This is a genomic window from Opitutia bacterium, from assembly GCA_016217545.1.
In the GTDB taxonomy this organism is placed as follows: domain Bacteria; phylum Verrucomicrobiota; class Verrucomicrobiia; order Opitutales; family Opitutaceae; genus Didemnitutus.
Window position 1 is genome coordinate 269,770 of the sequence record JACRHT010000003.1, and the last position, 19,084, is coordinate 288,853.

The window sequence follows — 19,084 nt, forward strand, 5'->3', positions numbered from 1 at the left end:
GACTTTTCCGACGCCAGTTGATTGGCCAGTCGGTCCGGGCCGGGCGCACACCGGACGACTTTCCTCCGTCGAGGTAGCGGAGCATCCACCTCGCCTTGGCGCAGGTGAATGCTCACGAGAACGTTATCCGGTCACTTCGCCGGTGCGGGATTCGCAACGCACGGCACACTGCGCGCCATGTCTGCCGCCATGACTGGCCGCCACCGCCCCCAGCGCAAACCCGGCAAACGCACACAGCGAGAGAATGGCTAGGACGTCAGCGGCCTTGTCAGCTGCTTCGCGGGCTTTGGTTTCCATCGCCGTTTTCGCGGCAGCTAGCTCCGCCGACAAACGCTCATAGGTCGTCGTCCATTCCGTCAGCAATTTTTCGGCGTCGGCTTCACGCAGCCCCACGGTTGTCACGAGGGTGTTGACCAGTGCGGCGCGGTTGGCCGTGACTCTCCCCTGATTCGCGGGATTGAAAAGCGTCGCCAGGGCGAGTCCGACTTCGCGCTTGGCGCGGATGTTGCCGTTCGCGTTCGCCTCAGACGGGCGAAGACCCACCGCCTCATCCGTGAAACTCGCCAGCGTGTCGCTCGTCTGTTTGAGAGCGTCCTTGCCCGTCCCAGCCGCTTCGCCGGCCAGAGCGGCCGCCGGTTTGGCCGCCAGCGCCAGTCCGCCGCCCACGACTTTCGACAAGTCGCCGAGCGCCCAGCCCGCACCGAGGGAAACGAAGATCACCGCCACAACCGTGGCCGTGCACCAGACGCCGAAGCCATGCAGCCAACCCGTCAGCCGCGCCCCGATCGGCGTGAGCCGTCCCGCAACCCAGCCGCCGAGCCACAGGGAAAAGACCGCGCTGATCCCTTGGATGACCAGGGCGCCGCGACCGAGATCGGCCACGGGGTTGGCATCGGTGATCGGCGTGTAGAGGGCAAATCCCAGGCCCGCGCCGAGGAACATGAACACGACCTGCAGGGCCAGCGCCGCGCTCGTGCCGGCGAGGATCGCGCCCCAGTCGACGGTTCGTTTGCGGCAAGCGCAGCCGGGTTGGGTGGGCAAAAGGGAAACTTCAGAGGGAGCGGAGTGAACATTCATGATGAAAAGGAAACGGAAGGGCACGGCACGTCCCTATCGGAACGATGCCGCCAGGGAACAGGGGGCGAAAACGCCGGCGCCACGGCGCCCGCGCGGAAAAACTGCGGCCTACCGGCCCAGCAGTTTGGCGACGATGTAGATCAACAGCGCACCGCCGAGGCCGCCGCCGAACAAAAGGAAGATCATGGAGTAGCCCACGGCGGCGACGGGAAGGACAAAGGGAATGAAGGCGATCATGACGGGAGGCGCGGTTAATTCTTGGGAAGTTTCGTCGCGGGCACTTCACCGCCGGAGGCGAGGGCCTCGGCATTCACGGCGAGAGAGATCTCGCTGAGCTTTTTGTTCGTCTCGCCCTCCTCGTCCAAGGTCTCCTGTAGCAGGCCGGCCACGCGGTCCTCGCCCAACGCCTCCGCAAATGCGTGGGCCGTGCCGTAGCCGGCGATTTCGTAATGCTCCACGCGCTGGGCCGCCCCGATGAGCGCAGCGTCGCGCACCGCTGCGGGCCCCGTGATCTCGATCGCCTCGCCGCCCTCCTTGATCAGGCCAAGCATGGCGTGGCACGTCTTCCCTTTCGCTGCGCGCCCCAGGAGCTTCAGTGCCTGCGTCAGCCGCTCCACGTGCCGGCGGGTCTCACCGAGGTGGCTCGTGAAGCCGGCCTTGAGCGCGGGATTCGTCGCGGCTCTCGCCATTTTGGGCAGCGCCTTGATGAGGTGTTTTTCGGCAAACAGCAGATCCTGCAACTCGTCGATGAGGAGGGCGTGGAAGGTGAGAACGGAGGACATGGAGGATGATCAGGTTGGTGGCGGGCGGAGGTGTTTCTCAGCGCGTGCCGTGCACACCAGCTTGCCATCCCGCGCATGGCTCCACGATGGAGTGTTCACCTACTCTCGTGGCGGGCGCTTCGGAAGTCTCGCAGCGGCGGACGACAGTCCGCACAACACCCAACTCACCTACGCAGCCCCAAAGTTCAGGTCTCGGCGCCGGCAGTCGCCGGCCTCGAAGATGCGGCTGCCCCTCGGTTCGCCCGGGATCAATTCGTCGCGAGCAACGCCTCGAACTTCGCCGCGTCTTCGGCGGTGTCGACGCCGATGGTCGGGTCTTCGGTGACGTCGATCGCGATCGGGTAGCCGTTTTCGAGGACGCGGAGCTGCTCGAGTTTTTCGATCTGCTCCAGCTTGCCCGGCGCCATGCGCACGAATTGCTCCAAAAAGTCGCCGCGATACGCGTAGAGGCCGAGGTGCTTGTAGCAGCCGTTGGCGGCCAGCCAGGCGTCGTCGACCTTGCCGGCGAGGTCTCGGGCGTAGGGCATCGGGGAACGGGAGAAATACAGCGCACGGTTCGCGGCGAGGGCGCGGACGACCTTAACTTGGTTCGGATTGTAGAAATCCTCGGCTTTGCGGAACGGCGTGCAGAGCGTCGCCATCGGGGCGTCGCCTTGGATGAGCTTCTGGAGCGCGCGGATCTGGCCACCGGAGACGAGCGGCTCGTCGGCCTGGACGTTGATGACGTAGCTGGCGCGCACGGTGCGGTTGGCCTCGGCGAGGCGATCGGTGCCGCTCGGATGGCGCGCGTCGGTCAAAATCGCCCGAAACCCGGCACCCTCTATGCAGTCGGCGAGCATCGGATGATCCACGGCAAACCACAGCGGAAGGTCGGGCGCCTCGGCCGTGATGCGCTCGGCCACCCAGAGCACAAGCGGCTTCCCTTTAATGACATGCAGCAGCTTGCGCGGAAAGCGGGTGGACTCCAGACGACAGGGCACGATGAGCGCGAACGCGGGCATATTCGGGAATCTGGTTGCAAGCCGGGGGCGGAGCGGCTTTTTCGGAACCCTTTATTTTGAGCCGATAACTACCTGCAATGGAAAAGAGTGATACCAATACCGCCGCCACCCACGTGAGGGAGCTCCTTGTCGAAAACAAGATGGGCATTCACGCGCGCCCGGCCGCGATGATCGTGCGTGTCACCAACAAGTTCAAATCGGACGTCTTCGTCGAAAAGGACGACGAGCAGGTGAACGGCAAGAGCATCATGGGCCTCATGATGCTGGCCGCCGCCAAAGGCTCGAAGATCAAGTTCGTGGCCACCGGCGAGGACGCCGAGAGCATGCTCAACGAGCTCGAAGCGCTCTTCGCGAAGAAGTTCGACGAGGCCTGAGCGCGCCTCGCGGCGCGAAGACGCCAAGGAGCGAGTAACAAGTGCCAAGTAGGGCCGGTCTCCGACCGGCCTTTTTATTTGGCGGTGGTCGCTGGCGTCCCGACGGCACCGCGACAGAGACGCGAGTCGCCGCCGCTGGATTTCGCGCCCCGCGTTTGTCGCCGCCGGGACGGCAGCGACCACCTTACGACCCACGCGTCTCAAATTCCGAAAAATCGCCGGGCATTCGCGGTCGAACGCGCCGCCAGCTCGTCGACCGTCACGCCAAACACGCCCGCCGCGAACTCCGCCGTGTGGCGGAGGTAGGCCGGCTCGTTGGGCTTCCCGCGATGCGGCATCGGCGTGAGATACGGCGCATCCGTCTCGAGCATGACGCGGTCGAGGCCCTGCGCGCGGGCCGCCTCGCGGATGTTTTCCGCGGTCTTGTAGGTCAGGATGCCCGTGAACGACCCCACCCCGCCGCGCCGGTTCAACTCGGCAATCTCGGCCGTCCCTTCGGTGAAGCAGTGGAAAACCACCTTCGCCCACTCGACGCCGCTCGCATCGATCATCTCGACGCATTCGCGGAACGCCCCGCGCGAATGCACGACCACCGGACAACCCAGCTTCTTGGCCAGCGCCAACCCGGCGCGAAACGCCGCCTGTTGCGTGGCAAACACGCGCTCCTCCGCCGCCGGGTCGTCCTTGGGCAAGTGGAAGCGGTCCAATCCGATCTCGCCGAGCGCGACCGGTCCGGGAAGGTAGGGCGGGACCGCTGGGCCCGCCGCTTCGATTGAGTTCGTCGGCGCGCCCGGCGGTCGCGCCCTACCCCAAAAGCCTTCCAACAGCGCGAATCGCTCCTCCCAGCGTTCATCCACGCTGCAGGGATGGATACCAGCCGTGTAGTGAACGAATCCCGCGTGCGCCGCCGCGATGTCGCGGTAGAGCCCCCAGTCGTCCGCGTCGGTCCCGATCGTGATCATCGCCTCCAAACCGGCCGCGCGGGCGCGTTCGAGGATCGGCGCCAGCTCACCCCGCCGGGCGAAACTCTCGAGATGCGTGTGGGAATCGATCAGGCCCATCGCGCGGATTGAATGCCCATGAAAGCGAGAGGCCAGCGCTTTCGCGCTGGCCTCATGCACACACACCTGGCGTTAGGCCGGTGAAATTCAGTCGGCGCGAATCTTGATGTCACCGCCGCTCGAGCGGAGCTTGAGCCGCGGCCCGCCGCCGTTAACGGTGCCGGTGAGCCGGCTCTTGCCCATGCCGCCCTTTTCGATCGTGAGAGTGAGGCCCTCGGCATCGACGTCGCCGCCCGAGGTGCTGGCATCGAGCTTGAAGCCGGTGCCCTTCTTGACGTGCACGACGACCTGACCGCCGGACGCGTGGAGCTCGGTGTCCTGTTTGATGGGCCCGGTGATCGTCGCGTGGATGTCGCCGCCGGAGGTGCTGGCGCTGACGAGTTCCTCGACGGACTCGAGCTTGATGTTGCCACCTGACGTCGTCACGGACGTCGGGCCGCCGGCGCGGCCGACGAAAATGTCGCCGCCTGACGTATGAAGGTTGGCTTTGGCCGTGCCCTCTTCGAGACGGACGTTGCCGCCGGAGGTGTGGCCTTCGACCGCTCCGTCGATCTTGGCGAACTTGAGGTCGCCGCCGCTGGTGCGGGCCTTGACGGTGCCTTTCACGCTGCCGACTTCGATGTCGCCGCCTGAAGTGCGCAGGTCGAGGTTGAACTCGCGAGGAACGGTGACCGTGTAGGAAACACTGACCGGCGGCCAGCTGCCGAACCAGTTGGTGGCCTTCTTCTCGTAGCGGGACTCGGCGATCACGGTGTTGCCCTGTTGCTCGAGGCGGAAAGTCATCTCGGCCGCGATCTCGTCGGCCTCCTTCTCGGTGTCGGCGCGGAACGTCTGTTTGGCCACGACGCGCACTTCGGCCACGTCGCCGCTCGTCACCTTGATGTCGCCGCCCTGCGTGAGGCCGGAAAAATCACCGCCGGGCTGCACGGCGAAGGTCTTTTCCACGGTGCGAACGATCTTGGCGTCGACGGCGGCCGGAACGGCGAGCATCGCACCCACGGTGAGCAGGCAAAGCAGGGATTTCATGGTTGTGCCTCTGAATACCCGCCGCCACCGCCGAAGTTACACGAAACTTCGGGTCAAGCGGCCGTCTGGAGCCGCACTTTCATCCGCGCCAGCCGCCGCAACAGCCGCAGGTCGCCGCGAATCGGCCACCAGTCGTAGAGGTAAATCTCCAACGGCCGCCACATGGCGACCCAGCCGACGATGTGCAGCCCCAATTCGACGAACTCGCCCCAGCGCGCCGGAAACATCGGGCGCAGCACCGCCCCGAGCGTGAAACAGGCCGCGAGAAACACCACGCCGATCGCCATGCTGGCACGCCCGCGCCGCAGCAATTGCCGCAATTCCCGCTCCTTGATCGCCGCGCGGCTCGCGAAGTAGTGATGCACCGCCTCCTCGACGCCCGCGGCGCGCTCCGCGTCCGGCTTCTCCGCGAGGTGGATCAGCAATTCCAGTTCGCCTTGCGGCGGATGCTCACGCGCCCAGCTGACGATGAACTCCTCCGCGTCCGCATCGAGATCGCGGTCGATGAACGGCGAAGGGTCCAGCGAGTTGAACAACTGCGCCAGCTCGCGGAGCCGGACTTCGATGCGGGCGTTATCCACGCCCGCATCCAACCGCACCGCGCGCGCCGGCGCAATCTCCGTCGCGGCGACTTACTTCGCGAACAGCTCCGCGAAGAACAGCTTCATGTGCTCCCACGAGCGGCGCGCGGCCGGCTCGTTGTAGCGCACGGGGATGTTGTTCTTCTTCCCGAGTTCGTCGGCGCCGGGATTGCTGAAGGCGTGCACCGCGCCGGCATAGGAGATCCACTGCCAGTCGAACTTCCCCGCGTCGGCCGCCTTCTCGAACGCGGCGATCTCCTCCGGCTTGATGAACAAGTCCGCCGCGCCGTGCAGCATGAGGATCTTCGCGTGATTGCTCGCGCCTTCCCACGCCGAGACCGGCGTGCCGTGGAAACTCACGATGCCCGCCAGCGGCGCGCCGCTGTAGGCCAGCACTTGCGCGGCCGATCCGCCGAAGCAGAAACCGATCGCCGCCACCTTGTCCGGCGCGACCTTGCCCGTCGTCAGCAGCTGCTCGAGCCCGGCTCGTCCACGCGCGGCCCACTTCTTGGCGTCGCCGTAGAACGGCTTCGCCAGTTCGCTGGCGCGGCTGGCCTCGGTCGTCGTGACGCCCGCGCCGTAATAGTCGACCGCGAACGCCACGTAGCCGAGTTCCGCGAGCTGCTTCGCGCGGCTCTTCGCGTAATCGTTGAGGCCCCACCACTCAGGCAGCACCAACACACCCGGACGCGGGGCGGTGCTGGCGTCGTCGTAGGCGAGGAAGCCTTCGAGCTTCACGCCGTCGTGTTCGTAGGGGACGGCCTGCGTGACGACCTTGGCGGTCAGAAGCGTGGATGCGGCCAACACGGCCGCCGTGGCGAGGAGAGTGCGGAAGTGCATGCGCGCACCGTAGCGAAGCTCCCTCCGCGCGCAACTGCGGCGCAGCGCGGCCGCGCTCAAACCACCGGCGGCAGCCACCTCGCCAGGCACGCGCGCAGCTGGTCCTGCCGCACCGGCTTGGTCAGGAAATCGTTCATTCCCGCGGCGAGACAGGCATCGCGGTCTTCGGGCCGCACGTTGGCCGTGAGCGCGATGATCGGCAGCGGCTTGCCCTCAAGACGCTCGCGGATCAGCCGCGTCGCCTCCGTGCCGTCCATCCCGGGCATCTGCATGTCCATCAGGACGAGCGCCCAGCCGCCTTCCACGGCGCGCGCGACGGCATCGGCGCCGTTGTCGACCAACACCGTCTCGACTCCCAGTCGGTGCAGCATGAGCGCGATCACCTTCTGGTTGCCCCAATCGTCCTCCGCCACGAGCACGCGGCCGGCAAAGCGCATCGGCGTGTCCGCGGTCGCTGCCAAGGCCGGCGCCGCGACCGCGCGATGGGCCAACGGCCAGGTGAGCTCGAAGAAAAACTCGCTGCCGCGACCGTGCGTGCTCTCGACTTTGATCTCGCCGCCCATGCCGCGCACGAGGCTCTGCGAGATCGCGAGCCCGAGTCCGGAGCCGCCGTAGCGGCGGGTCATCGAGCTGTCGCCCTGCGTGAATTTCTCGAACAACCGCGGCAGCAGCGCCGCTTCGATGCCGATGCCGGTGTCGCGCACGCGGAAGCGCACCGTCGCGAACCCGCCCTCGAGTTTCGCGACCTCGATCGCCACATCGACGCGGCCGCGTTCGGTGAATTTCACGGCGTTGCCGATCAGGTTGAGCAACACCTGCCGCAACCGCATCGCGTCGCCGCGCAGGTGCGCCGGCAGCCGCGGATCGACGTTGAACGTGATGGCGATGCCCTTGGCGTCCGCGCGCGTGCCGAACAACGCCACGACCTCCGCCGCCACCTCCGTCGGCGAGAACTCGATGTCCTCGAACTCGAGCTTGCCGCTCTCGATTTTCGAAAGGTCGAGGATGTCGTTGAGCAGGTGCAGCAGGGTGTCCGCCGACTTGTTGGCCACGTCGACGTGCTGCCGCTGTTCCCCGTCCAGCCGCGATTCACCCAGCAGCTGCAGCATGCCGAGGATGCCGTTCATCGGCGTGCGGATCTCATGGCTCATCGTGGCGAGGAACTCGCTTTTCGCCTGATTGGCCGCTTCGGCGCGGCGCTTCGCCACGCTGAGGGTCGAGACGAGTTCGTCGTTCTCGAAGATGAGCCGGTAGAGCTTCGCGAGATCCGCGTGGTGCAGGTGCGCGGTGTTGAGGAGGAACAGCGCGTAAGTGAACGTGATCGCCCCGAGCATCCACGAGCCCGGCTCGTCCGCGGTGACGAAGCGCACCACCGCCGGCCCGAGCGTGGTGGCGACGTAGAGCCAGTAAGCCGGGCGCACCGGCGCCAACGACCGCGCGGCGCCCGCGTTCATGCCCGCGATGATGAAGGCCGCCAGGCAGCGCGGCACGATGCCGTCCGCGACGATGAAAAACCAACCGCCCACGCCCCACGCGACGCCAGCGAAGGCCAGCTCGACCACGAAGGCCGTGCGCCACCACCCGAGTTCCCCGTCCGCCCGCCCTTTGCGCGCGAAGGCCACGTTCGTCGCCAAGCGCACGCACGACAGGGCGAAAACTGCGGCCAGCCAGGTGACCGTGATGCGCGGCGGAAAATAATTCCAGACGCCCGCCGCCAGGATGGCCGCGAGCACGAAGTTCGAAAACAGCCCGAAGCCCGCCGAGCGATACAGCATCCGCGTGAGCTCGGCCTCCACCCGAAACTCGATCGTGCGCGCCGCTTCGAGCGGCGCCGGGCTCTGGTTCTCTCCGGCCATCTCCAGCAAGAACACTTTTCGCCCGAGGCGGCGGCAAGGGAATATGCCTAAGCTCTATCCCCTAGGCCGATCCGAGCGCATCCTACGCGCGCCGTCGCAATTCCACGACGTCGCCGGACTTCAGCTCGTGATCCTCGAGGCCCGCGCGCACGCGGCGCAGGTCCGCCGCGATGCGTTTGCTCCCGCGAAAAATCGTCGCCGCATCATACGCCTTCCCGAGCCGGCCGCTCTGCGCGGTCGTGTAGAGCCGCATGCCCTCCTGCCAAGGCAGCTCGGTCACCGTGCCGGAACTCGCGTCGACAGCCACGACCATGCCGGTGCGAGCCAGCTTGGCGGCCGACTCCATCGACATCGACGCGACATCGCCCGACGAAGTCACGGCGGACGACACCACCTTGCCGGTCGTCGTCACCGTCGCGACGGTCACCTTGCCCGCGGTCTTCACGGTCGCCGCCGTCACGGTCGCAACCGCGACGCCGGTGGCCACCACCACCGAGCAACCGCTCAACGCCAGCGCGGCCAGCAGCAGGAAAACGATGCCACCCGCGCCGCGTCTCACGCCGAGAGTCCGCCGCTGATGTATTGCCGGAGCGACTCCGCCTCGGCGCGGTGCGAGTTCGCGACCCAGCGCGAGACATCGCCGATCGAGATGATGCCGAGAATGGCGCCGTCCTTGATGACCGGCATGTGGCGGCAACGCTTCTCCGAGAACGTGTCCATCATCTGCTGCACTGTCGTTTCCGGTGCGATGGTCAGGACGTTGGCGGTCATCACGCGGGAGATCGGCGTGGATTTCGGGTCGAGGTCAGCGGCGACGACGCGCGTGAGCACGTCGCGCTCGGTGAAGATGCCGGCGAGGCGCGTGCCGTCCATGACGAGCACCGAGCCGATCTTGTGGCGGTTCATTTCCTTCACAGCGTCCGATACGGAAACCGTGCTGGCCACCGAGCGAACCGCCGCGCCCTTGTGTTCCAGCAAAGTCGCAATCGAGGTATTCATGCGTTTGGGGTGGGGTTGCGCGGGACGCTACCGGGCAGCGCTGCACCGGCAATCTCAAAGCCGTCGCTCAAGCACCGAACTTCAGCGCGGGAGATTTCCCAGCGCGCCGAAGCTCTTGAACACCGTCTTGCCTTGGGTCGGCAACGACACCGCCACCTTCGGCTTTGCGGGCGCAGCATCGCCACCCGCCGCCGCCTCGCCCTCCTTGCCCGCCGCCAGATCGCGCAGCACCTTTTCGAGACGCACGGCGGAAACCGGCTCCGCCGTGCCGAGTTCCTGCGCGAACAGGCTCACGCGAAACTCCTCCACCAACCAGCGGAACTCCCCCGCTTTGTCGCCGAGCCGCTGCAGGGCCTGAACGAACGGCTGCAGCTCGCGCGCCCGCGAAGCGTCCTTCGCCGGGTCGCGTTTCCAGCGCTCGGCGCGCGCCTGCATGCCCTTCAAGTAGCGCGGCAGCTCCTTCACGCGCGCGAACGGCGTGCGGCGCAGGAAATCCGGCGGCAGCAACGCCCCGAGATCGCCCTCCATGCCCGGATACGGCGTCTTGTGCGTCTGCAGCGCCAGCCGCAGCGTCAGCGTTTCACGCAACCAGTCGACGAGCTTCGGCACCAGCCCGCGCAGATCGGCTTTCGCGTCGCCGACGGCGCGCTCGAAATTTTCCTTCGTCAGGTAGGGGCGGTTGCCCCCAACCGCCTTCGCCTCGCTCGCGGCAGGGCCGTTGAGGGCAACGGCCCCTACCCGTCCGCCCTCCGTCACCCAGCGCCGGATCGATTCCAGCGCATCGGCCTGCAATTTCTCCAACGGCGCCAGCGTCACCGTCAGCGTGCCGATCGCCCGCAGGTCGCGCAGATCCTTCTCGAGCCAGCCGAGTTCATAGCGCAACGCCGTCTCGAGCAACCGCCGCAGACCGACGCGGGTCGCCGCGCGCGCCTCCTCGGAAGTGGCGAACAGCCGCACCGCCACGCCCGCGTCGCCCGCCTGCAAACCCGGATAAGCGAGCACCGGCACGCCGGCCTGCTCGCTCACGACGACCGACTCGGGCAGGTCACCGAACTTCCAGCCGTCCGCGGGCGGTTTCTCCCACTTCTCCCGCGCGGCGCGCCACGTCGCGTTGTCGGCTTTCGCCGCGCGCTGGCTGACCTCGCGCTGCTTCGTGCCGAGCTGGCTCTGCAATTCCGCGAGGTCGCGGCTCGCCCCGAGCACCGCACCGCGCCGGTCAAGCACCTCGACGCGCACGCGCAAGTGGTCGGGCAGCGTCCTCGCGTCCCAGACGCGCGGATCGATGCGCACGCCGAGGCGCTGCGTGAGCACCTCGGCCAGCGCCTGCGCGAGCGTCGGTTGCGGCGCGCGCGCCGCGATGAGTTGGATCTCGTCGGTGATTTTCTGCGCGGTCTCCGCGAGCGGGATCAGCGTGCGGCGCTGCTCCTTCGGGAGCGCTTTCAGCATCAATTCGATCTTCTCTCGCAAATGCCCCGGCACCGCCCAGTCGAGCGTCGCGGGCGAGAGATCGGCGGCCTCGTCGAGGTTCACGCGGAGCGTCACGCCATCGTCGTCCTGACCTGGCTTGTAGGCGTAATTGAGCGGCAGCGCGCGATTCTCGAGCGGGAGCTGCTCCGGGAACGCGCCGTGGTCGTGCGTCTCCTCGATCTGCGGCTTCAGGTCGTCCTCGCCCAGGAAAAGAAACTTCGGCTCGGTCGTCTGCCGGTGGCGGACGTAGTCGACGAGTTCGGGCACGCTGCTGATTCCGAGGTAGGGCGAGTCGTCCCGACGAGCCGCGCCCTGTCGCGCCGCGACCGGCGGCTCATCCGGAGGATTCGCCCTACCCTCCGGCATCAGGCGCCGGGCGTAGAACCGATACACCGCCTCGTCGAGGTTCATGTAACCCGCCGCGCGCAGGCGCGTGAGCACGCTCTCGGCCTTTTCGCGGATGCGACGGTTGTGCGCGATGAAATCGAGCGGGAACGTCACCGTGTCGCCGACAAGTCCCTCGCGGATGAAAATCTCCGTGGCGTGCTTCGGATCGATTTTGCCGTAGCCGACCGAGCGGGTGTCGAGCTCGAGATTGTAGAGCCGGCGGCGCTCCTTCACGAGCACGCGGCCGGACTCGATGCTCCAGAACGGCTCGCTGTGCGACACGCGCAGCAGGTGCGCGCCGAGGTCGAGGGCCCACAGCGGGTCGATGCGCGCGCAAGTGCGCGCGTAGATGCGGCCCGTCTCCATGATCTCGGACGCCATGAGCCAGCGGGCGACCTTGGGCTTCGCGGGGCCCTCTTTGCGCGGCGCGACGACCTTCTCGCGCTGCGGCCTTTCGAAGAGCGACGAGCCGGGAAACACCGCGACCTTGCGATCGTGGGCCGCGTGATAGGTGCCGTCGTCGAGTCGCGTGGCGATGTTGCCGAGCAGGCCCGCGAGAATCGCGCGATGGATCGCGCGGTAACCCGGCGAGCCGGGCACGAGGTCGCGCACCGACTCGGGCGTGGCCGCCGCCTTGCGCCGCGCCGCACGGCCGGCATCGCGCGGGTCGGCGCCGGCGCCGTCGAAGACCGATGTGTCCTCGAAGCCCTCGCCGCCCTCGATCGTGTCGATGAGTTGCGCGTGGACGTCGCGCCACTCGCGCATGCGCATGAACGACAGGAAATGGCTCGTGCAGAACTTCCGCAGCTTGCCGAGCGTCATCGTCTCGAAGTCGTCGTGATACGCCTCCCAGATCGAAAGCAGCGTGAGGAAGTCCGAATCGGGATGCGTGAACCGCCGGTGCGCGGCATCGGCTTTCTGCTGCGCGTCGAGCGGCCGTTCGCGCGGGTCCTGGATGCTCAGCGCGGCGGCGATGATGAGCGCCTCGGCCATGCATTTCTCGTCGCGCGCCTGCAGCACCATGCGGCCGACCGTCGGATCGACCGGCAGGCGGGCGAGGTCGCGCCCGAGCTCGGTGAGCACGCCCGCCTCGTCGATCGCGCCGAGTTCGTGCAGCAAAGCGTAACCGGCGCGAATACCCTTGGCCGGCGGCGCGTTGAGGAACGGGAACTCCTCGATGTCGCCGAGGCCGAAGGCTTTCATGCGCAGGATGACGTCCGCGAGATTGCTGCGCTGGATTTCCGGCTGCGCGAAACGCGGGCGCTCGTTGAAATCCTGCTCCGAATAGAGGCGGATGCACACGCCGTTGCTCACGCGGCCGCAGCGGCCCTTGCGCTGGTCGGCGCTGCTCTGCGCCACCGGTTCGACGGGCAGCCGGCGCGTGCGGCTCTGCGGCACGTAGCGGCTGATGCGCGCGAGGCCGGTGTCGATGACGAAGCGGATACCGGGAATGGTGAGCGAGGTCTCCGCGATGTTCGTCGCGACGACGATTTTCCGTTTCTGCGTCGGCGCGAAGACGCGTTGCTGCTCGGCGTTGGTCAACCGGCCGAAGAGCGGCACGATCTCGATGTGTCGCGCCTTGCGCCCTTCGAGTTGATCGGTGACTTCGCGGATGTCGCGCTCCGTCGGGAGAAACACGAGGATATCGCCGTCCGCGCTCTCGCGCAGCACGCGCTCGACCGCCTCGACCGCACCGTCGATGTAGGTGAACTCGTCGCGATCGCGCCGTGTAGCCGAGGGCGTCGACCCCGGCCCGGGGCCATCGGCCCCGGCTACAGCCATTTCCTCCAGCGGCGCATAAATCACCTCCACCGGATACGTGCGCCCCGACACTTCGACGATCGGTGCGCCGTCAAACGCCTCGGAAAACGCCTGCGTGTCGATCGTCGCCGAGGTGATCACGATCTTCAGGTCCGGCCGGCGCAGGCGCAGGCGGCGAAGGTGGCCGAGGATGAAATCGATGTTGAGCGAGCGCTCGTGCGCCTCGTCGACGATGATGGCGTCGTATTCGCGCAGCTCGGGATCGCCCTGCAACTCGGCGAGCAGCATGCCGTCGGTCATGAACTTCACGACGGTTTGCGACGAGGTCTGGTCGGCGAAGCGGATTTTGCAGCCGACCTCCTTGCCCCAATCGACGTTCAGCTCCTCGGCCACGCGGCGCGACACCGACGCCGCCGCAACGCGGCGCGGCTGCGTGCAGGCGATCTTGCCGCGCGTGCCACCGCCGGCGGCGAGGACCATTTTGGGAATCTGCGTCGTCTTGCCCGAGCCGGTTTCGCCGGCGAGCACGATCACCTGGTGTTTCAGCAGCAGGCCGATGATTTCGTCCGCGCGCGCGCTGATCGGCAGTTCCGGGGGGAACTCGATGCGGAAGCTCGGTTGTGGGCGTGGCGGCGGCATGCGCGAAGAGACAGAGTGAAAGCGCGAACGTTGCCGCGTCGAGGCACGAAAAACGCGCCCCACCCACCCTCGAACCAATAACACGCTTGGCACGCATGGCGGCGGCGCCCATCGATGACGGTTCACATGTCCCGCGTCACGCCGCCGCTCCTGCCCGAACAACGCCTCGAAAAGGTGCTGGGCGTCGCGCGCGCGGACGCGTTGGGCGTCTTCGTCTGCGCGGGCGCGAGCGTTCTCGTGAGCGGCGCGCAGGAGGATTGGATCATGTGCGGGTTCTCGCTGCTCGCGCTCGTGGCCGGCGGGATGGAATGGCACGGTTACCAACGCTTGCGCGATCGCGACCTCGGCGGCCTGCAGTGGCTGCTCGGCGCGCAGGGTTGCCTCTATACCGTCATCGCGGCCTACGCGCTGTGGCGGCTGCAGCATTTCAACGCGATGGCGTATTGGGCGGAGCTGCCCGAGGAGGCACGCACGCAGATCGACGAGCAGTTGAAGCAGAACGGCCTCAACGCCGACACCGATCGCGCCCTCCTGTTGCGCACGATGAATTTCCTGGTCTGCACCGTGTTGATTTTCGTGAGCACGCTCTACCAAGGCGGCCTCACGTGGTTTTACCGGCGCCATCGCGGCGCGATTGCCGAGGCGCTGCACGGCAAGTGAGCGCTCCGGCGAGATTGTCACCTGCTGAGGATCGCGGGATGAAGTGGCGAAGCGTGTGGTAGGGCAGGACGGACGCGGGCTAAAACCCCCTCGACGACTGCGTCATACTGCGGTTCACTGCCCGCCCCATGAGCAAGGCTGCGTTCTTCCCCCAAGACATCATCATCAAAAAGCGCGACGGTGCCGCGCTGACCAAAGAAGAGATCGAATTCTTCGCCGCTGGCGTGGTGAACGGCCAGTTCGCCGACTACCAAGCCACGGCGCTGCTGATGGCGATTTTCCTGCGCGGCATGACGCCGCAGGAAACCGCCTGGCTGACCGACGCCATGATGCGTTCCGGCGACGTGATCGATCTCCGCGATTTCCCCGCCGCCAAGGTCGACAAGCACTCGACCGGCGGCGTCGGCGACAAGGTCTCGCTCATCCTCGCCCCGCTCGCCGCCGCGTGCGGCGTGCTCGTGCCGATGATGTCCGGCCGCGGTCTCGGCCACACCGGCGGCACGCTCGACAAACTCGAGGCGATCCCCGGCTTCCGCGTGCAGCTCGATGTGCCGGAATTCCGCGCCATTCTCCAAAAAGTCGGCATGGCCATGATCGGCCAGACCCCGAAAGTCGTCCCCGCTGACCGCAAACTCTACTCGCTCCGCGACGTCACCGGCACCGTCGAGTGCATCCCGCTGATTTGCGCGAGCATCATGTCGAAGAAACTCGCCGAAGGCATCGACTCGCTCGTGCTCGACGTGAAGTTCGGCAAGGGCGCGTTCATGAAGAAAAAGGACGACGCGCTCGCGCTCGCCCGCGCGATGGTCGGCACCGGCAAGGCCGGCGGAAAACCCGTCCGTGCGCTGCTCACCGCGATGAACCAGCCGCTCGGCCGCTGCGCCGGTCACACGACCGAAGTCATCGAATCGGTCGAGTGCCTGAAGGGCCGCGGCCCGGCCGATCTCATGGAGGTCACCTACGCGCTCACCGGCCACATGCTCATCCTCGCCGGCGTCGCGAAGGACGAAGCCGACGCGCAAAAGAAAATGGAAGCAGCCATCGCCGACGGCAGCGCGCTCCAGAAATTCCGCGAAATGTGCGTCGCCCAAGGCGGCGACCCGCGCGTGGTCGACGACTACACGATTCTCCCGACGGCGAAGCGCATCTACGCCGTCGCCGCGCCGGCCGGCGCGAGCGGCTTCGTCAGCGAAGTCGACGCGCTCAAGTGCGGCCACGCCATCATGGCGCTCGGCGGCGGACGCGCGGCGGTGACCGACAAGGTCGACCACGCCGTGGGCATCGCGGATCTGATCAAGATCGGCGAACCGGTCGCGCCCGGCACGCGTCTCTGCACGTTGCACGTGAACGACGACGAGAAGGCCGCGCGCGCCGAGGCGCTCATCCGCGAGGGCATCAAGTTCGCCCCGAGCGCTCCGATGCAGGAGCCGTTGGTGCAGGATTTGATTTCCTGATCCGTCGCAGACCGGACTATTGCGACCTCGCCGCGTAGCGTGCGGCGAGTTCCGGCTTGCCCATGCCTTGGTAAAGCCGGACCAACCGCTCGCGCGTCGCCTTGGTCTCCCAACCGCGCGGGCCGGCGATGTCGGGCAGCACCGCGTGCGCGGCGAGGAGCAGCGGCTCGGCTTCGGCCCAGCGCTGCTGCTGGAGGAGCGCCTCGGCGAGCAGGCTTTGCGTGCTCAGGACCCGCCAGCCCTCCGGCGGGTAGCGGTGGCGCTGGATCTCGACCGCGGAACGGAGGAATTTTTCGGCCTCGGCGGCCATGCCGCCACGGACCAGGAGCACGCGGGCCAGCTCGAGTTGGGTGACGGCGATGTGCGTCGGGTTGTTGGTGGGATCCTCGCTCATGAGCGCGAGCGCGGTGCGCAACTCGCGTTCGGCGGCGTCGAGCCGCCCGGCATGGCACCACGCGGCGCCGAGGCGGCCGCGCGCGGAGGCGACGCGCCAGTCCTTCGGACCAAGCAGGCGAGTGTAGAGCGTGATGGCGTCCTGGAAGAATTTCTCCGCACCGGCGATATCGCCCATGTCGACGTGGACCCGACCAAGCGCCACATAACTCGCCGCAATATTCGGGTGCTCCGCGGTGACGAGGCGGCGGAACATGTCGGAGGCGAGGCGAAGATCGCGCTCGGCCTCGATGAGCTGGCCGAGATGCCACTCGACATCGGCGATGTCGCCGAGGACGGTCGAAATCTGGCCGTGCTCCGCGCCGAATTGCGCATGACGCAGTTCGAGCGCGCGGCGGAAGTTCACCTCGGCACGCTCGACCTGCTCGAGCGCCATGTAGTTGCGGCCGAGCTCCAAGTAGGTGGACGCGAGGTTGTCCATGCCATCTGTGCCGGGGAGCTGCCGATCAATTTTCACAGCGCGCTCGAGGCACGCGACGGCGCGCATGAAGTCGCCGCGTCCGCGGTAGATGACCGCCAAATCCTCGAGCGCCCGCGCGAGCGCCACGGTGGGAGTCGGCAGATCGCGCGCGGCTTGCAGGGCGCGTTGCAACAGGGCCTCGGCCTCGCTGCGCTTTCCGCCGCGCATGATGGTGCGCGCGGTGGTGCCGAGGATCTCGACCTGCATCGCCGGGTCGTCGGCGAAGTCGCGCTGCACGCTCGCGAGGGCCTCGTCCCGTTCCTTCGGCCCGAAGATTTTTTGCGGGTCGTTGGAGCTGAGTTGGAGCATGAGCAACTCGCTGACGGCGGCGGAGCGCTTGCTGGCGCGCTCGGCGAGGTCGCGCTCGCGGGCGAGGCGGAAGGTGTAGAAACCGACGACGCCGGCGAGGGCGAGGACCGCGGTCGCGGTCACCGCCACGGCGGCGGTGTTGCGACGGACGAATTTCCGGCAGCGGTAGCTCAGCGTGGCGGGGCGCGCGGTGACGGGTTCGTCGCGCAGGTAATTTTCCACATCGCGCGCAAGGTCCTCGGCGCTGTCGTAGCGGCGGTTGCGATCGGCATCGAGGCACTTGAGCACGATCTGATCGAGGTCTCCCTTGAGGTCGGCCACGAGGCGGGCGGCAGTCTGCGCGCGTTCCGCGGCGCGGCGTTCGCGCTCGGCGGCATCGAACGCGCGCAGGCGCACGGATGGCGCGAGCGGATCCGGGCGGCGCAGCAGGTTTTGCAGGGGCGGCGTGCTCCCGTCGCGCTCCAGCGTCGCATCGAACGGCGGCACGCCCACGAGCAATTCGTAGAGGACCGCGCCGAGGGCGAAGACGTCGCTGCGCGTGTCGACGTCGCCGCTCGCGCCGGCGAGTTGCTCCGGGCTCATGTAGGCCGGCGTGCCGACGAAGAGGTTGAGCCGGGTATATTGCGTGCGCGGGTCGCCGTCGGCGCGCACGGCCTTGGCGATGCCGAAGTCGATCACCTTCGTGGTGAAGTGCTCGCCCTCGCGGCCGACGAGCATGTTCGAGGGTTTCAGGTCGCGATGGATGACGCCCTTCTGATGCGCGTGTTGCACGGCGCGGCAGACCTGCAGGAAAATCCCGAGCCGGGCGCGCAATCCGATCCGTTCTTCGCGGCAAAAAGTCGTGATCGGTCGGCCGCCGACGAGTTCCATCACGAAATAGGGGCGGCCCGCCGGGGTCGCGCCGCCGTCGAGCACGCGGGCGATGTTGGGATGGCTCATCAGCGCGAGCGCCTGCCGCTCCGCTTGGAAGCGCGCGATCACCGCCCGGGTGTCCATGCCGAGCTTCAGGATTTTCAACGCCACGCTGCGTCGCATCGGCTGCTCTTGCTCGGCGCGGTAGACGACGCCGAAGCCGCCTTCGCCGATCTTCTCCACGAGCGTGTAGGGGCCGATGCGCGTGCCGACGCGTTCGCCGATCTCGGCCTCGTCGCCGCTGAGGAACCCGCCGGCCGCGTCCGCCGCGGTGAGCAGGGACTCGACGCGCGCGCGCAGCGCGAGGTCGTCGCCGCAGGCGCGCGCGAGGAAATCCGCGCGCTCGGCCGCCGGCAGTTCCAGGGCCTCGTCGAAGATCTGCCGTTCGCGATTGGGCATGATTCAGGGCGCCGGCGTTTCGCTCGCCCGGATCTTCTCGAACAACCAGGCACGGGCGTAGGCCCAGGTGCGCTTGGCGGTGCGTTCGGAGATGCCGAGCAATTCGGCGGCTTGCGTGAAGGTGAATCCGCCGAAGAAACGCAGGCGCACGAGCTCGGCGGCGTCGGGGTCGAGCACGGCGAGGCGCTCGAGGGCGTCGTTGAGCGCGAGCACGCTTTCCTCGGTGGCGTCGGCGGCGACCTGGATGGCGTCGAGATCGACGCGCACGAGTTTGCCGCCGTGGCGGACCGCGGCCTTGCGGCGCGCGCGGTCGACGAGGATGTGCCGCATGGTCTCGGACGCGGAGGCGAAGAAGTGGCGACGGTTCTCCCACGTGCGGGTCGGATCAGCGAGGAGCTTGAGGAAAGCTTCGTGCACGAGCGCGGTGGGTTGGAGAGTCTGGCCGCCGGGTTGTTTGGCGAGCTTCAGGGCGGCAGCGTGGCGGAGTTCCTCATACATCAACGGAAGGAGCTGCGCCGCACCTTGCGGGTCCTGCTCCTGCGCGGCGCGCAGCACTTGAGTGAGTTCCGACATTCGTTGGGCAAAA

At 67.4% G+C, this 19,084-nt stretch carries 16 protein-coding genes; 3 read left to right on the plus strand and 13 right to left on the minus strand.

Annotated features, from left to right (window positions below; genetic code table 11):
* Positions 1 to 123: 123 nt before the first annotated feature.
* The 3 genes from HZA32_03690 to kdsB form a co-directional block, all read right to left on the minus strand.
* A complete protein-coding gene (locus tag HZA32_03690) occupies positions 124 to 1,077 on the minus strand; it encodes a hypothetical protein (protein MBI5423162.1) in 954 nt (317 codons plus the stop codon).
* Positions 1,078 to 1,328: 251 nt separating this feature from the next.
* Positions 1,329 to 1,859 carry a ferritin-like domain-containing protein gene (locus tag HZA32_03695; protein MBI5423163.1) on the minus strand — a complete coding sequence of 177 codons (531 nt, stop codon included), beginning with the start codon at positions 1,857 to 1,859 and terminating at the stop codon, positions 1,329 to 1,331.
* Positions 1,860 to 2,107: 248 nt separating this feature from the next.
* Positions 2,108 to 2,860 carry a 3-deoxy-manno-octulosonate cytidylyltransferase gene (kdsB, locus tag HZA32_03700; GenBank protein MBI5423164.1) on the minus strand — a complete coding sequence of 251 codons (753 nt, stop codon included), beginning with the start codon at positions 2,858 to 2,860 and terminating at the stop codon, positions 2,108 to 2,110.
* A 77-nt stretch (positions 2,861 to 2,937) separates the two neighbouring features.
* Between kdsB and HZA32_03705 the strand changes: the two genes are divergently transcribed.
* Complete coding sequence (locus HZA32_03705) at positions 2,938 to 3,234, plus strand: HPr family phosphocarrier protein (GenBank protein MBI5423165.1); 297 nt, start codon at positions 2,938 to 2,940, stop codon at positions 3,232 to 3,234.
* Between the two features lie 200 nt (positions 3,235 to 3,434).
* Here the strand turns inward: HZA32_03705 and HZA32_03710 are convergent, their stop codons facing one another.
* The 8 genes from HZA32_03710 to hrpA all read right to left on the minus strand — a co-directional run bounded on the left by HZA32_03710 (position 3,435) and on the right by hrpA (position 13,851).
* Positions 3,435 to 4,295 carry a TatD family hydrolase gene (locus tag HZA32_03710; protein ID MBI5423166.1) on the minus strand — a complete coding sequence of 287 codons (861 nt, stop codon included), beginning with the start codon at positions 4,293 to 4,295 and terminating at the stop codon, positions 3,435 to 3,437.
* 87 nt (positions 4,296 to 4,382) lie between these two features.
* Complete coding sequence (locus HZA32_03715; protein MBI5423167.1) at positions 4,383 to 5,321, minus strand: DUF4097 family beta strand repeat protein; 939 nt, start codon at positions 5,319 to 5,321, stop codon at positions 4,383 to 4,385.
* 53 nt (positions 5,322 to 5,374) lie between these two features.
* Complete coding sequence (locus HZA32_03720; GenBank protein MBI5423168.1) at positions 5,375 to 5,902, minus strand: hypothetical protein; 528 nt, start codon at positions 5,900 to 5,902, stop codon at positions 5,375 to 5,377.
* Between the two features lie 51 nt (positions 5,903 to 5,953).
* Entirely contained in the window at positions 5,954 to 6,742 is a 789-nt protein-coding gene (locus HZA32_03725; protein ID MBI5423169.1) for a dienelactone hydrolase family protein, read from the minus strand.
* A gap of 56 nt (positions 6,743 to 6,798) precedes the next feature.
* Positions 6,799 to 8,598: a response regulator gene (locus tag HZA32_03730; protein ID MBI5423170.1), complete on the minus strand. Its 1,800-nt coding sequence runs from the start codon at positions 8,596 to 8,598 to the stop codon at positions 6,799 to 6,801.
* Positions 8,599 to 8,680: 82 nt separating this feature from the next.
* Complete coding sequence (locus HZA32_03735) at positions 8,681 to 9,157, minus strand: hypothetical protein (GenBank protein ID MBI5423171.1); 477 nt, start codon at positions 9,155 to 9,157, stop codon at positions 8,681 to 8,683.
* On the minus strand, positions 9,154 to 9,597 hold the full coding sequence (locus HZA32_03740) for a CBS domain-containing protein (GenBank protein MBI5423172.1): 444 nt from the start codon (positions 9,595 to 9,597) through the stop codon (positions 9,154 to 9,156). Before HZA32_03740 ends, HZA32_03735 begins: the two co-directional genes overlap by 4 nt.
* An 81-nt stretch (positions 9,598 to 9,678) precedes the next feature.
* Positions 9,679 to 13,851, minus strand: coding sequence for an ATP-dependent RNA helicase HrpA (gene hrpA / locus HZA32_03745; protein MBI5423173.1), 4,173 nt, complete (start codon positions 13,849 to 13,851; stop codon positions 9,679 to 9,681).
* Positions 13,852 to 13,977: 126 nt separating this feature from the next.
* Here hrpA and HZA32_03750 point away from each other — a divergent pair, with 126 nt between their 5' ends.
* Both HZA32_03750 and HZA32_03755 read left to right on the plus strand, forming a co-directional pair.
* Positions 13,978 to 14,511, plus strand: coding sequence for a hypothetical protein (locus HZA32_03750; GenBank protein ID MBI5423174.1), 534 nt, complete (start codon positions 13,978 to 13,980; stop codon positions 14,509 to 14,511).
* A gap of 128 nt (positions 14,512 to 14,639) precedes the next feature.
* Positions 14,640 to 15,965 carry a thymidine phosphorylase gene (locus HZA32_03755; GenBank protein ID MBI5423175.1) on the plus strand — a complete coding sequence of 442 codons (1,326 nt, stop codon included), beginning with the start codon at positions 14,640 to 14,642 and terminating at the stop codon, positions 15,963 to 15,965.
* Positions 15,966 to 15,981: 16 nt separating this feature from the next.
* Here the strand turns inward: HZA32_03755 and HZA32_03760 are convergent, their stop codons facing one another.
* A complete protein-coding gene (locus tag HZA32_03760) occupies positions 15,982 to 18,498 on the minus strand; it encodes a serine/threonine protein kinase (GenBank protein ID MBI5423176.1) in 2,517 nt (838 codons plus the stop codon).
* A 3-nt stretch (positions 18,499 to 18,501) separates the two neighbouring features.
* Positions 18,502 to 19,071 (minus strand): sigma-70 family RNA polymerase sigma factor, encoded by a 570-nt coding sequence (locus HZA32_03765; protein ID MBI5423177.1) that lies wholly within the window; start codon positions 19,069 to 19,071, stop codon positions 18,502 to 18,504.
* Positions 19,072 to 19,084 lie beyond the last annotated feature (13 nt).

Coding starts and splice junctions, on each gene's coding strand:
- HZA32_03765 (MBI5423177.1), bottom strand. CDS start 19,071: ATGTCGGAACTCACTCAAGTGCTGCGCGCCGCGCAGGAGCAGGACCCG.
- HZA32_03695 (MBI5423163.1), bottom strand. CDS start 1,859: ATGTCCTCCGTTCTCACCTTCCACGCCCTCCTCATCGACGAGTTGCAG.
- HZA32_03705 (MBI5423165.1), top strand. CDS start 2,938: ATGGAAAAGAGTGATACCAATACCGCCGCCACCCACGTGAGGGAGCTC.
- HZA32_03740 (MBI5423172.1), bottom strand. CDS start 9,597: ATGAATACCTCGATTGCGACTTTGCTGGAACACAAGGGCGCGGCGGTT.
- kdsB (MBI5423164.1), bottom strand. CDS start 2,860: ATGCCCGCGTTCGCGCTCATCGTGCCCTGTCGTCTGGAGTCCACCCGC.
- HZA32_03750 (MBI5423174.1), top strand. CDS start 13,978: ATGTCCCGCGTCACGCCGCCGCTCCTGCCCGAACAACGCCTCGAAAAG.
- HZA32_03755 (MBI5423175.1), top strand. CDS start 14,640: ATGAGCAAGGCTGCGTTCTTCCCCCAAGACATCATCATCAAAAAGCGC.
- HZA32_03715 (MBI5423167.1), bottom strand. CDS start 5,321: ATGAAATCCCTGCTTTGCCTGCTCACCGTGGGTGCGATGCTCGCCGTT.
- HZA32_03710 (MBI5423166.1), bottom strand. CDS start 4,295: ATGGGCCTGATCGATTCCCACACGCATCTCGAGAGTTTCGCCCGGCGG.
- HZA32_03690 (MBI5423162.1), bottom strand. CDS start 1,077: ATGAATGTTCACTCCGCTCCCTCTGAAGTTTCCCTTTTGCCCACCCAA.
- HZA32_03760 (MBI5423176.1), bottom strand. CDS start 18,498: ATGCCCAATCGCGAACGGCAGATCTTCGACGAGGCCCTGGAACTGCCG.
- HZA32_03725 (MBI5423169.1), bottom strand. CDS start 6,742: ATGCACTTCCGCACTCTCCTCGCCACGGCGGCCGTGTTGGCCGCATCC.
- HZA32_03730 (MBI5423170.1), bottom strand. CDS start 8,598: ATGGCCGGAGAGAACCAGAGCCCGGCGCCGCTCGAAGCGGCGCGCACG.
- hrpA (MBI5423173.1), bottom strand. CDS start 13,851: ATGCCGCCGCCACGCCCACAACCGAGCTTCCGCATCGAGTTCCCCCCG.